We start from the raw sequence: 13,373 nt of genomic DNA, 5'->3' as shown, positions 1-13,373 counted from the left end.
AAACAACAAAAACCGAAACTTTCATTTCGGTTTTTGTTGTTTATTATTCGTGTTAAATTAAACGCTTTTCACTATAGTTTTTCTTCACGACTCCAAAAACGGTGTTCGCCCATAGCTGCTATAAAAGATTTTGTAAAGTTCTTATCTTCTTTGTTTGCGTTTAAAACAATTCCTTCGGCATCCGATTTGACATTCAGTACCGATTTGACATTTGTTTGCGTAAAAATTGCAGCATCATCGGCGCCAATAACTTTACAATGTTTGAAAGCTTCATTTATAAACTCAATTGCTTCTGGTTTTGAAGCTAGGAAGCCTATGTTTTTCCCACCGGGAATATAAACTGCATCAAATAAAACTGAGGCAGCAATCAGAAAACTTTGATCTACTTTGACTTCACTTCCATCGTTAGCTTTTATAGTTCCTAAATGCGGCGCTATAACTTTCATAGTCGCTCCTTCTTTATCTAATGCAGCTTTCATTGCATTAATAGCAGCCCTGTCAACTCCTTCCGAACATAAAAAAGCGACCTGACGAGTTGTAATCGTTTTAGATAACGTCTTATTTTTAAGCATACTTAACGCATCCGAAGACTTTACGCTTTGTTCTACTTTTTTAGGTTCATATTTATGCTTATCCGCATCCGCACCAACGCCATGATTTATTGGTTTTTCTGGACTTTTAGGAACTTTAAGTCCTAAACCTTCGGCTACTTTCGTTGCCAAATTGGTATCTATTTGTGACAACAATCCCAGCATACGGATTTGTATTGCCTCGGTTTCCAGTTTACCTAATTCAAAACGCAACGCATTTATAATATGATTTTTTTCTGTTTGCGTCTGACTGTTGAAAAACAAGGTAGCCTGACCAAAATGATCTGAAAAACTCTCACTTCGATCACGTACTTTATGTGCATCTACACGTTCATTAAAACTGCTAAAACCACCTTCATCAATTTTTGCCTGAAAAGGACAGCCGCCGCCAAGAGAATTTGGATGATAACTAACCCGACCCACATTTATTTCCTGACGCATGTGTCCATCCCGCTGATTATTGTGCATGGGCGCAATGGTTCTATTGATTGGAATTTCATGAAAATTAGGACTTCCTAAACGGGATAATTGTGTGTCCGTGTAAGAAAATAAACGACCTTGTAACAATGGATCATTTGTAAAATCGATTCCCGGAACGATATGCCCTGGATGAAAAGCTACTTGCTCCGTTTCAGCGAAAAAATTGTCAGGATTACGATTCAGAACCATTTTTCCAATAAGGGTTACGGGAACTAATTCTTCAGGAACCAGTTTGGTTGGGTCTAATAAATCGAAATCAAATTTATGTTCATCGGCTTCCGGAATCAACTGTACTCCTAATTCCCATTCCGGATAATTCCCGTTTTCGATTGCTTCCCACAAATCCTGACGATGAAAATCAGAATTTTTTCCGGATATTTTCTGCGCTTCATCCCACACCACGGCATGTGTTCCTAATTTTGGTTTCCAATGGAACTTTACAAAATGTGATTCATTTTTAGCATTTATAAAACGAAAAGTATGTACTCCAAAACCTTCCATCATGCGCAAACTTCTTGGAATCGCCCTATCTGACATTACCCACATAATAGTGTGCATCGTTTCTGGCATCAAGGAAATAAAATCCCAAAAAGTATCGTGAGCAGAAGCCGCTTGCGGCATTTCATTATTCGGTTCCGGTTTTACGGCATGGACTAAATCTGGAAATTTCATAGCATCCTGAATAAAAAATACTGGCACATTATTTCCTACTAGATCATAATTGCCTTGCTCTGTGTAAAATTTAACTGCAAATCCTCGAATATCTCGTGCTAAATCCGTAGAACCTCTCGAGCCTGCAACGGTAGAAAACCGAGTGAAAACTGGAGTTTTAAGGTTAGGATCCTGAAGAAATCCAGCTTTGGTATATTTTTCCATTGATTTATAAACCTGAAAATAACCATGCGCAGCAGAACCTCGTGCATGCACAATTCTTTCTGGAATTCGTTCATGGTCAAAATGCGTAATTTTTTCTCTTAAAATGAAATCTTCCAATAATGATGGTCCACGCTCGCCTGCTTTAAGGGAATTAGTATCATCATTGATTTTAAGTCCTTGATCTGTGGTCATCATTTGACCAGTAGCATCGGATTTACTGACTTCTAAATCCTGCTGTTTCCTATTTTCAGAATCCTTTGCTTGTTTATTTACGTTTTTCATATTATTAGTTTTTAAAAGTTTTTACAGTTTTTTATTTCTTATAAATTTACACTTTTAAACAATGATTTATTTACACAATTCCAATTAAATTTTACAATTTTATTATTTTAACAAATTAAAAATCAGTAAATTATAAATAATTTAAAAAAAATATTCTAAAAATTAGACGTCTAAATCCTGTGTATATTTCAAATTAAATTTTAACTCAAAGTCCTTAACTAACATTAATTTAAAGAAAATAAAATTGGTCAAAAATTGATTTTCATACTTTCTTTATTTTAAATGATAAATAAAAAATATTTGTGGTATGTATTTTGACTATCAACTGGAAGAAAACAATTTATTTTTTTGAATACAACTATACCTAAGAGTCTATGCTACTGATATTCAACAACTACAATCAACATTAGAGATAGCTTTAAAAAAATTTAACAAAAAATTAATTCACATTTGTATATACAACTATAAAATGTGTTACATTTGTACCAACAAATTACATATATACAAATATGAAAATTGAAGAAATTTTAAAATCGACTGTTCCAATGGATAATTCTAAAAAAATTATTCTGAACGTTTTGTATACACAAAATGTAATAACAGAAAATTTTAATGAAATATTAAAACCTCACGAAATTTCAGGAGAACAATATAACGTGCTTCGAATATTAAGAGGACAAAAAGGTAATCCAGCAAATATGTGGACCATTCAGGAGCGAATGCTAGCTAAAACCAGTAACACTACTCGATTAGTAGACAAATTGTTATTGAAAGAATTAGTCACTCGAAAAGTATGTCCTGAAAACAGACGAAAAATAGAAGTATTAATTACACAAAAAGGATTAGAAGTTTTAGCAGCATTAGATCCAAAAGTGATTGCTCATGAGCAGTTTTTTTCAAAAAATCTAAATTCAGAAGAGATAGCCCTGTTAAATCAATTATTAGAAAAATATAGAAACCAATAAATAGTCAATACATTATGAGTACTTTTTTAGAAAATCAAAATTGGAGATACGCAACAAAAAAGTTTGATGCATCAAAAAAAATAACTGCCGAAGACTTAAGCACACTTAAAGAAGCGATTCGCTTAAGTGCATCTTCTTACGGATTACAACCGTACAAAATCATTATCGTTGAAAATGAAGCATTGAGAGCTCAACTTCAAGGCGCGGCGTATGGTCAATCACAAATTGTTGATGCTTCACACGTAATTGTTTTTGCAAATGAAATGAACTTTGGCGAAGAAGGAATCGTGAATTTTGGTAAAAACATCAGCGAAACTAGAGGAATTCCATTAGAAAGTATTCAAGGTTATGTTGAGTATATGAAATCGAATATCACAGGTTTACCTGAAGAAACTAGAAACATCTGGTCTTCAAAACAAACTTATTTAGCATTAGGAAACTTATTAAACGTAGCAGCAGAGCTTAAAATTGATGCTACTCCTATGGAAGGTTTTGTTCCGGCTCAGGTTAATGAAATATTAGGTCTTGACAAATTAGGTCTAAATGCTACATTAATTGCAACTCTAGGTTACAGACACGATGAGGACGCAACTCAACATTACAAAAAAGTCAGAAAATCAAACGAAGACTTATTCATTACATTATAAATTACTAATTCAAAATCAAATATTAATTCAAATCAAATTTAAACAAATGAAAAATTTCAAATCAATCGCATTAGCACTAGTAGTAGTTTTATCTACATTATCAGTAACAGCACAGACTAAAAAAATCAACACTGCTGGAAGTACAATCAACTGGACAGGAAAAAAAGTAACTGGACAACACGAAGGAACTATCAACATTAAAGATGGTGCTTTAGTTTTCAAAGGAAAAAAATTAGTAGGAGGTACATTCAATGTAAACATGAATTCAATAGTAGTTACTGACTTAAAAGCAGGTCAAGGTAAAGAAAAACTAGAAGGTCACTTGAAAGCTGATGATTTTTTTGGAACTGATAAATTTGCAACAGCAACTTTAGTTTTCAAAAAAGTAGTTACTAAAGCTCCAAATTTATATACTGTATCAGGAGATTTAACTATTAAAGGAATCACTAAACCAGTAACTTTTGATCTTGCTACAACAGCAAATACAGCTACAACGAATGTTGTTATTGACAGAACAAAATACGATATTAAATATGGTTCTGGAAGTTTCTTTGACAGCTTAGGAGACAAAGCTATCAATGATGATTTCACTTTAGCAGTAGCTTTGAAATTCTAATTTCATCAAAGATTAAAGACTAGCCTCAACAAGAAATTGTTGGGGCTTTATTTTTCTGAATTTCTGTTGGAAATTTTATTTAACAAAAAATCTTCATTTTTAATGTTTTTTAACGCATTTTATATTTGAATAATCGAATTTCATTTCTATATTTGTTGCAACAAAATAAAACATGAAAACAATTTTAAACAATACTTGGTGGTGGAACAATTTACGTCAGTCGTCGTGAACTAAGCTCCTATAGTATTATTAAAACTATAAATATAAAAGGCTTGTCATCACGACAGGCCTTTTTTTTTGTGCAAAATTTACCTTAACACACAACATTAAAAACATAAAAATTGAAATCATTTAACTTAAATACAAATTACAAGCAAATCCTTGCAGATACAATTACTCCTGTAAGTGTGTATTTCAAAATTCGGGATAAATTTCCCAATAGCCTGCTACTGGAAAGTAGCGATTATCATGGAAATGACAACAGTTTCTCCTACATCTGTTGCAATCCGATTGCTTCTATCAAAATAGAAAACGAAATTATTCACAAGACTTTCCCTGATGGCAGTTCTGAGAAAATTGCAATTGATGCAACAACTAATATTCCAGAAGTGATTCAAGAATTTTCAGGTCAGTTTAAATCCGAGAAGAACGATTTTAAATTCATCAATAATGGACTTTTTGGATATATTTCGTATGATGCGGTTCGGTATTTTGAAAAAGTGACTATTGCCAAAAAAGAAAACAGCAATACCATTCCTGATGTGTATTATGCCGTATACCAAAACATCATTGCCATCAATCATTTCAAAAATGAAGCGTATATTTTCTGTCACAGTTTAGATGGAAGAAACAACATTTCGGAAATCGAACAATTATTACAATCGAGAAATATTGCTTCCTATAAATTTTCGAAAGAAGGCGAAGGTTTTTCAAATTTAACTGACGAAGAATTTAAGCATAATGTGGCTTTGGCCAAAAAGCATTGTTTCCGTGGTGATGTATTCCAATTAGTTTTATCCAGAAGATTTACCCAAGGCTTCAAAGGCGATGAATTCAATGTCTACAGAGCGTTGAGAAGCATTAATCCTTCACCGTATTTATTCTTTTTTGATTATGGCGATTTTAAAATATTTGGTTCTTCACCTGAAGCCCAAATTATTGTCAAAAACCGTAAAGCCGAAATTCATCCTATTGCAGGAACTTTCAAGAGAACTGGAGATGACGAAAAAGATGCGATTCTTGCCAAAGAATTATCCATTGATAAAAAAGAAAACAGTGAGCATGTGATGTTAGTGGATTTGGCCAGAAACGATTTGAGCAGAAACGGTCATCATGTAAATGTGGAGAAATACAGAGAAGTACAGTTTTTCTCTCATGTGATTCACTTGGTTTCAAAAGTAACGGGACATTTGCACGAAAATGCTACAACGATGCAAGTGGTTGCTGATACTTTTCCAGCAGGAACATTGAGCGGCGCACCTAAACACAGAGCGATGCAGCTGATTGAGGATTATGAAAAAACAAATCGTAATTTTTATGGTGGTGCTATTGGCTTTATGGATTTTGAAGGTAACTTTAATCATGCGATAATGATTCGGACTTTCCTTAGTAAAAATCACCAATTGCATTCTCAAGCCGGAGCGGGAATTGTTGCCAGTTCTGATGAAGAGAGTGAAATGCAGGAAGTATACAACAAATTGAGAGCGCTGAATGCGGCGTTGGATTTAGCAGAAACGATATAAAATAATTTAAAGATTCAATAATTTAAGAATTTAAAGATTGCTGAAACATTAGAATTTTTCAATCTTTAAATCTTTTAATTTTTCAATAATAAAAATGAAAAAAATACTAGTCATAGACAATTACGATAGTTTCACTTATAATTTGGTGCACTATCTCGAAGATTTAGATTGTGAAGTAACCGTTTACAGAAACGATGAATTTGATATTGATGAAATTGCAGTTTTCGATAAAATTCTTCTTTCTCCAGGACCAGGAATACCAGATGAAGCAGGATTATTGAAAGATGTAATTCGGAAATATGGTCCGACCAAAAGTATTTTTGGTGTTTGTTTGGGTCAACAAGCAATAGGCGAAGTTTACGGAGGAACGCTTTCCAATTTAGACAAAGTGTATCACGGTGTGGCTACCAATGTGAAAACCGTTGTTGATGATGAACTTTTATTTGAAGGATTAGGAAACGAATTTGAAGTGGGACGTTATCACTCGTGGGTAGTAGATCCTAATTTACCTGATGTCCTTGAAGCGACTTCTTTTGACGAAAACGGACAGGTAATGTCCTTGCGCCACAAAACATACGATGTGCGCGGTGTACAATTTCATCCCGAAAGTGTTTTAACTCCAAATGGAAAAAAGATATTAGAGAATTGGGTGAAAGGGTAATTCCTCCCCCCAACCCCCTTCGAAGGAAGGGGAGCCAATACGGATATTTAGATTGAAGTTTTAGGTTTTTTATTAAACTTTAAACCTGAAACCTTAAACAAAAAAATAAAAATGAAAAATATATTAAACAGATTAATCAATCACGAAATCCTTTCGAAAGAAGAAGCAAAAAACGTATTAGTTAATATATCAAACGGGAGTTATAACACCAGCCAAATCGCTTCTTTTCTTACGGTTTACATGATGCGAAGTATAAGCATTGATGAGCTTGCCGGTTTCCGTGAAGCATTATTAGAATTGTGCATTCGCGTGGATTTATCCGCGTATAATACCATCGATTTGTGCGGAACCGGTGGTGATGGGAAAGATACTTTTAACATTTCAACATTGGCATCATTTGTGGCTGCAGGAGCAGGAATAAAAGTGGCAAAACACGGAAATTATGGTGTTTCTTCCATTTCAGGTTCCAGTAACGTCATGGAGAAACTAGGAATAAAGTTCAGTAATGATACTGATTTCTTAGAGAAATGCATCGATAAAGCAGGGATTTGTGTTTTACACGCACCATTATTTCACCCCGCAATGAAAAATGTGGGACCAATCCGAAAAGAATTAGCTGTAAAAACATTCTTCAATATGTTGGGACCAATGGTAAATCCATCATTTCCACAAAATCAATTGGTTGGTGTTTTCAACTTAGAACTGGCCAGAATGTATGCGTATTTGTATCAAAACACGAATACTAATTTCACTATCCTGCATTCGCTTGACGGTTATGACGAAGTTTCATTGACAGGACCTACAAAAACAATTACCAGTTCCATGGAAGGAATGCTAAATCCGGAAGATTTTGGTGTTCGTCTTTTGCTGCAAAGCGAAATCGAAGGTGGAACAAGCATCGAAGAATCCGCTCAAATGTTTACAGATATCATTTCAGGAAAAGGAACCGAGGCCCAAAATAATGTGGTTTGTGCTAATGCTGCGATGGCAATTGCTACTGTTACAAAATGTTCTCCTTTAGAAGGATTTCAAATAGCGAAAGAAAGCTTAATATCCGGAAAAGGACTTGTAGCTTTGAAAAAATTACAAGAATTAAGCAAATAAAATAGTTTAAAGTTTAAGGTTTAAAGTTGTTGGAATTTCGAACAACTTGAAACTTTAAACAAAGAAAACTTTAAACAAACAATTAAGAATGAATATTTTAGATAAAATCATAGTTGACAAAAAAAGAGAAGTCATTCTCAAGAAATCGATTATACCCGTTTCACAATTGGAAGCTTCTGTTTTCTTCGAAAAAAAGACTATTTCTTTGAGTGATAATTTAAGAAACAGCACATCTGGAATTATCGCTGAACACAAACGCCGTTCGCCTTCCAAAGCAGAAATTAATTACAGCTTTTCGGTTGAAGAAGTTACCAAAGGATATGAAAATGCTGGTGCTTGCGGTATTTCGGTATTGACGGATGGAAAATATTTTGGTGGTTCATTAGACGATTTACTTTTGGCAAGAGCCACAGTCAACATTCCATTATTGAGAAAAGAATTCATTGTTGATGAATACCAAATCCTAGAAGCCAAAGCACATGGAGCCGATTTAATTCTGCTTATTGCAGCAGTTTTAACAAGAGAAGAAATCAAAACATTATCTGAATTTGCTAAAAGTTTAGGACTGGAAGTTTTACTGGAAGTTCATAATCAGGAAGAATTGGAAAAATCGATTATGCCCACATTAGACATGATTGGTGTCAACAATAGAAACCTGAAAACATTCGAAGTAAGTTTGGATTTCAGCAAGCAATTGGCTGCACAAATTCCAAATGATTTTGTAAAAGTTTCTGAAAGCGGAATTTCATCTATTGAAGCCATTAACGAATTAAAACCTTTTGGTTACAAAGGATTTTTAATTGGAGAAAACTTTATGAAAACGGATAATGCCGGTAAAGCAGCAACCGAATTTATATCAAAACTATAAAAATGAAAGTCAAAATCTGCGGCATGAAATATCCCGATAATATTCTCGAAGTAGGTTCGCTCCTACCCCATTATATGGGATTTATTTTCTGGGAGAAATCGTCTCGATATTTTGATGGTGTGATTCCAGAATTACCTAAATCAATTAAAAAAGTAGGGGTTTTTGTTAATGAAAGCACCAAAGTTATTTTGGCGAAAGCCCAGAAATATAATTTGCAAGCCATTCAATTACATGGACACGAATCCGTTGAGTTTTGTCAGGAATTGAAAAATAAAATAGATAATACAATTGAAATTATAAAAGTATTGTCGGTAGATGATTCTTTTGATTTTGACGTACTGAAACTCTTTGAAACCGTTTGTGACTATTTTCTTTTTGATACCAAAGGAAAATTACCAGGCGGAAACGGAACCACATTCGATTGGAAAGTTTTAGAAAAGTATCCTTCTAACAAACCGTTTTTTCTGAGCGGCGGAATTGGAATTGAGGAAATGGAAGCAGTGAAAGAAATAGCAAAAACCAATTTACCGCTGTACGCCATTGATGTAAACAGTAAATTTGAAATAGAACCGGGATTAAAAAACATAGAAAAATTAGATAGTTTCAAGAATAACTTGAAAACTTTAAACTTATAAACTTTAAACAAAATGAGTTACAACGTCAACGAAAAAGGCTATTACGGAGAATTTGGAGGCGCTTTCATTCCTGAAATGTTATATCCAAATGTGGAAGAATTACGTCAAAATTATTTAAAAATCACCGCAGAGCCAGAATTTCAGGCTGAATTTGATGCTTTGCTAAAAGAATATGTTGGTCGTCCTACACCACTTTATTTTGCCAAGCGATTATCTAAACAATATAACACTAAAATCTACCTGAAAAGAGAAGATTTATGTCACACTGGTGCGCACAAAGTGAATAACACCATTGGTCAAATTTTGTTAGCCAAACGTCTTGGTAAAAAACGAATCATTGCTGAAACCGGTGCCGGTCAACATGGTGTTGCAACAGCAACCGTTTGTGCACTAATGGGATTAGAATGCATCGTTTATATGGGTGAAATTGACATTAAACGTCAGGCGCCAAATGTAGCTCGTATGAAAATGTTGGGTGCCGAAGTTCGTCCGGCAATGTCAGGTTCAAAAACCTTAAAAGATGCCACTAACGAAGCCATTCGCGACTGGATTAATAATCCCGTTGATACCTATTATATCATTGGATCTGTGGTCGGACCGCATCCTTATCCGGATATGGTGGCGCGTTTCCAAAGTGTCATTTCCAAGGAAATCAAAGAACAATTATTAGAAAAAGAAGGTCGTGAAAACCCTGATTATGTGATTGCCTGCGTAGGTGGCGGTAGCAATGCTGCCGGGACGTACTATCATTTTCTGGACAATGAGGACGTGAATATTATTGCGGTCGAAGCAGCAGGTTTGGGAGTTGATTCCGGCGAAAGTGCCGCAACTTCTGCCTTAGGAAAAGTGGGTGTTATTCACGGAAGTAAAACTCTTTTAATGCAAACAACGGATGGCCAAATCACTGAGCCATATTCCATTTCAGCAGGACTGGATTATCCGGGTGTTGGACCTATGCACGCCAATTTATTCGCCACCGGAAGAGCGCAATTCATCTCGATCACGGATGATCAAGCGATGCAATGGGGAATCAAATTATCTCAAATGGAAGGTCTAATTCCCGCCATTGAAAGTGCGCATGCCTTTGCCGTTCTGGACGAAATGAAATTCAAACCGGAAGACGTGGTAGTCATCAATCTTTCCGGTCGTGGCGACAAAGATTTGAATACGTACATCGATTATTTTAAATTATAGTTGGGCGTTCCCTCGCTTCCACTAGTGTTACAGCGAGGTCAGGCTTTCCGTTACAATCTTTTTTATCTCGTTAAAAAACGAAACAAAAAAGGATTTTCACTGTAATCCTTAACGCAAAGTCGACAACACAAAATGAATTTCAATTCACATTTTCAAAATAGAAACTATGGAAAAATTATTCGCTTACGGAAGTTTACAAAATGAGGATATTCAAAAAGATCTTTTTGGACGTATTCTTGACGGAACGCCTGAAACATTGATTGGTTACATCGTGAAAGAAATCCAAATTGAAGAAGAATTTGGGTTAGTTCACTATCCCATTATTACGGAAACCCAAAAACCGGAAGATACCATCAACGGAATGGTGTATTCTGTTTCGCCACAAGAACTTCGGCAAACAGATTTGTACGAAGGATTGCATTACAGACGCGTGGAAGTACAGTTACAATCCAATCAAAAAGCTTGGGCTTATAGTGCCGCTATCTAAACTTTTAAATTAAAACTCCAAGGCAAAAACCTTGAAAATGGAATAAAAAATACAACAATGAACAGAATAAATCAAAAATTACAAGAGACTAAAAAGATACTTTCCATTTATTTTTCGGCGGGATATCCTAACCTCAACGACACCGTTCAAATCATTCAGGGTTTAGAAAAAAATGGTGTTGATATGATAGAAATCGGATTGCCGTTCAGCGATCCATTGGCCGATGGACCAACGATTCAAGCCAGTTCCACGCAAGCATTGCATAACGGAATGACGACACAAGTGTTGTTTGACCAACTAAAAGACATTCGTAAAACGGTTGCTATTCCTTTAGTGATTATGGGTTATTTTAACCCAATGTTACAATACGGAATTGAGAATTTCTGCCAGAAATGTGCAGAGATTGGAATCGATGGATTAATCATTCCTGATCTTCCCGTCGATGTCTATGCTGATGAATATAAAGCCACTTTCGAAAAATATGGCTTGAAAAATATATTCTTGATTACCCCACAAACATCCGTAGAACGAATCCACTTTATTGACAGCGTATCCGATGGATTTATCTATATGGTAAGTTCCGCGAGTGTTACGGGTTCACAAACTGGTTTTGGAAGCGCTCAAGAAGAGTATTTCAAACGCATTGCCGATATGAATCTAAAAAATCCTCAAGTAATTGGTTTTGGAATCAACAACAAGGAAACCTTCAACCAAGCCACACAATTTGCCAAAGGTGCGATTATAGGAAGTGCCTTCATTCAGCACCTAACCGAAAACGGAACCGGAAAAATTGAAGAGTTCGTAAAAGCGATTCGATAAAAATTTCTTTTAAGTATTATCAAACGGCGTTTAAAGTTGATTTAAACGCCGTTTTTTTGTGGTTTAAACAATTATAAGTTTAGTAATTTATAAGATTATTTTTATATATTAGCATAAAGGATAAAACTGATGTTTATCAAACCTATCTCTCTATATCTGGGGTGATAGGTCGCAAAATGTCAGACCAATACACTAGTTGGCAGTAATTGTAAACAACTATAAACATAAAATCTACTAAACAAAAAAAAATATGAAAAAATTTTTGCTTTTACTTGCCCTTTTAACGGTTTGTAATATTACTTATTCACAAGAAGATAAAGTCGATCTCGCAATAAAAGAACTTATTAAAAAACATAAAATTGTCGGTTTACAATTAGCGGTTATTAAAGATAATGCAATCGTAAAAACAAGTCATTACGGATTCGCCAACATTCAAGATTCAATTGCAGTCGATAGCGAAACCGTTTTTAGCATTAATTCAATTACCAAAGCATTCACAGGAGTTGCGATTATGCAATTAGTAGAAAATGGCAAATTAAATCTCGCTGAGCCTATTTCAAATTATTTGGATAAATTACCCAAAAGTTGGCAGCAGATTACAGTAGAGCAACTAGCAAGCCATAAATCAGGACTTCCAGATGCTATGGATTCACAAGGCAATCTGCTATCTGATGATGGTACAATTTTGCTGGAAAAAATCAAAAAGTTACCTATTTCCTTTGAACCTGGAAAACGTATAAGTGAAGGCTTGGCCAATTACATGCTACTTGGAATGCTTATAGAAAAAGTTAGTGGACTGCCATTTGAAAGATATATTGCGGAAAACCAATTCAAAAAAGCGGGTATGAAAAACGCCATGAAGGCAAGAATGGGGGACTTTTATAATATTATTAATCACTCAGCAAGACCATATACTTATTTTAGAAATAATGTTATAACTAATGTTTATCAACCAATGCCTTCAAATTTATTGCCTGCAGGTGGTATATATGCAACAGCAACCGAAATGGCACTATGGGTAATTGCATTACAAACTAATCAATTAATTAATGCGGAAAATCTTAAAACTCTTTTAAAACCTATTGAATTAGAAAACGGAAAACCATATGAAGAGAATGGTTTGCTCGACAGAAGTTCAATAGGTTTTTCATTAAGTTCAAGAGTTGAAAATCCAATTATTGCTTCAATGGGTGGTGCAAGAAATGCATTATTTATTTATCCTAAGAAAAATGTTTCAATAGTAATATTGACAAATTTAATGGGTTCTCATCCTCAAGATTTTATAGAAGAGATTGCTAAATTATACATTGCAAATTCCAGTGATATTGACCACCCAATTCCAATTTAAAGTGAGCACCTGATTCCAATTCAAAATGACCACCCAATTCCGGGGCAAAATGACCACCC

General features: G+C 34.7%; 13 protein-coding genes. 12 read left to right on the top strand and 1 reads right to left on the bottom strand.

From position 1 onward, the window contains the following. Window positions 1-71 precede the first annotated feature (71 nt). Complete coding sequence (locus DR980_RS09570) at window positions 72-2,228, bottom strand: catalase (protein ID WP_113635493.1); 2,157 nt, start codon at window positions 2,226-2,228, stop codon at window positions 72-74. Window positions 2,229-2,737: 509 nt separating this feature from the next. Between DR980_RS09570 and DR980_RS09565 the strand changes: the two genes are divergently transcribed. The 12 genes from DR980_RS09565 (at window position 2,738) to DR980_RS09510 (ending at window position 13,314) form a co-directional block, all read left to right on the top strand. Continuing rightward, window positions 2,738-3,193 (top strand): MarR family winged helix-turn-helix transcriptional regulator, encoded by a 456-nt coding sequence (locus DR980_RS09565; protein WP_113635492.1) that lies wholly within the window; start codon window positions 2,738-2,740, stop codon window positions 3,191-3,193. Between the two features lie 14 nt (window positions 3,194-3,207). After that, window positions 3,208-3,840 (top strand): NAD(P)H-dependent oxidoreductase, encoded by a 633-nt coding sequence (locus tag DR980_RS09560; protein WP_113635490.1) that lies wholly within the window; start codon window positions 3,208-3,210, stop codon window positions 3,838-3,840. 46 nt (window positions 3,841-3,886) lie between these two features. Further along, the gene (locus DR980_RS09555; protein ID WP_113635488.1) at window positions 3,887-4,456 is read left to right on the top strand and encodes a YceI family protein; all 570 of its coding nucleotides are present in this window, start codon (window positions 3,887-3,889) and stop codon (window positions 4,454-4,456) included. A gap of 341 nt (window positions 4,457-4,797) precedes the next feature. Next, window positions 4,798-6,198, top strand: coding sequence for an anthranilate synthase component I family protein (locus DR980_RS09550; RefSeq protein WP_113635486.1), 1,401 nt, complete (start codon window positions 4,798-4,800; stop codon window positions 6,196-6,198). Window positions 6,199-6,292: 94 nt separating this feature from the next. Then, on the top strand, window positions 6,293-6,859 hold the full coding sequence (locus tag DR980_RS09545) for an anthranilate synthase component II (RefSeq protein ID WP_113635484.1): 567 nt from the start codon (window positions 6,293-6,295) through the stop codon (window positions 6,857-6,859). Between the two features lie 111 nt (window positions 6,860-6,970). Next, on the top strand, window positions 6,971-7,963 hold the full coding sequence (gene trpD, locus DR980_RS09540; protein WP_113635482.1) for an anthranilate phosphoribosyltransferase: 993 nt from the start codon (window positions 6,971-6,973) through the stop codon (window positions 7,961-7,963). 88 nt (window positions 7,964-8,051) lie between these two features. Then, window positions 8,052-8,831 (top strand): indole-3-glycerol phosphate synthase TrpC, encoded by a 780-nt coding sequence (trpC, locus tag DR980_RS09535; RefSeq protein ID WP_113635480.1) that lies wholly within the window; start codon window positions 8,052-8,054, stop codon window positions 8,829-8,831. A gap of 2 nt (window positions 8,832-8,833) precedes the next feature. Next, on the top strand, window positions 8,834-9,466 hold the full coding sequence (locus tag DR980_RS09530; RefSeq protein ID WP_113635478.1) for a phosphoribosylanthranilate isomerase: 633 nt from the start codon (window positions 8,834-8,836) through the stop codon (window positions 9,464-9,466). Window positions 9,467-9,478: 12 nt separating this feature from the next. Then, window positions 9,479-10,660 (top strand): tryptophan synthase subunit beta, encoded by a 1,182-nt coding sequence (gene trpB / locus DR980_RS09525; protein ID WP_113635476.1) that lies wholly within the window; start codon window positions 9,479-9,481, stop codon window positions 10,658-10,660. A gap of 166 nt (window positions 10,661-10,826) precedes the next feature. Beyond that, window positions 10,827-11,147: a gamma-glutamylcyclotransferase family protein gene (locus DR980_RS09520; protein ID WP_113635474.1), complete on the top strand. Its 321-nt coding sequence runs from the start codon at window positions 10,827-10,829 to the stop codon at window positions 11,145-11,147. Between the two features lie 57 nt (window positions 11,148-11,204). Continuing rightward, window positions 11,205-11,966 carry a tryptophan synthase subunit alpha gene (gene trpA, locus DR980_RS09515; RefSeq protein ID WP_113635472.1) on the top strand — a complete coding sequence of 254 codons (762 nt, stop codon included), beginning with the start codon at window positions 11,205-11,207 and terminating at the stop codon, window positions 11,964-11,966. 250 nt (window positions 11,967-12,216) lie between these two features. Beyond that, window positions 12,217-13,314 (top strand): serine hydrolase domain-containing protein, encoded by a 1,098-nt coding sequence (locus DR980_RS09510; protein WP_113635470.1) that lies wholly within the window; start codon window positions 12,217-12,219, stop codon window positions 13,312-13,314. The last annotated feature ends 59 nt before the right edge of the window (window positions 13,315-13,373 follow it).

The sequence above is a fragment of the Flavobacterium psychrolimnae genome, from assembly GCF_003312425.1.
In the GTDB taxonomy this organism is placed as follows: Bacteria; Bacteroidota; Bacteroidia; order Flavobacteriales; family Flavobacteriaceae; genus Flavobacterium; species Flavobacterium psychrolimnae.
The sequence above is the reverse complement of the archived record's forward strand: the minus strand, read 5'-3'. Positions and strand labels throughout refer to the sequence as shown.